1 pseudogene is annotated in these 238 nt (G+C 59.7%); it reads right to left on the minus strand.

Annotation, left to right across the window (positions count from 1 at the left end):
• Positions 1-126 (minus strand): annotated as a pseudogene (locus tag FNJ47_RS48850) (glutamine synthetase); the annotation flags it as partial.
• Positions 127-238 lie beyond the last annotated feature (112 nt).

The raw sequence follows: 238 nt of genomic DNA on the forward strand, positions 1-238 counted from the left end.
CGCGATGTGGTCCATCAGGTTCTTGTCGAAGGCCTTCATCAGGCTTTCGAAATAATCCTTGCCGCCGACTTCGCGCATGTACTTGGTCGAGAAGTTGGCGTGCATCCCCGAGCCGTTCCAGTCGGTGATGACGCCGATCACGGGAGACGAAGTGCCGATCGCCGGCGGGGTTGGCGAGGGCGGTATCGTCAACGGACTCTATTCGATCCACATCCAGCTGCTCGATGGGGTCGATGGC

It is taken from the genome of Bradyrhizobium uaiense (genome assembly GCF_010811875.1).
In the GTDB taxonomy this organism is placed as follows: Bacteria; Pseudomonadota; Alphaproteobacteria; order Rhizobiales; family Xanthobacteraceae; genus Bradyrhizobium; species Bradyrhizobium uaiense.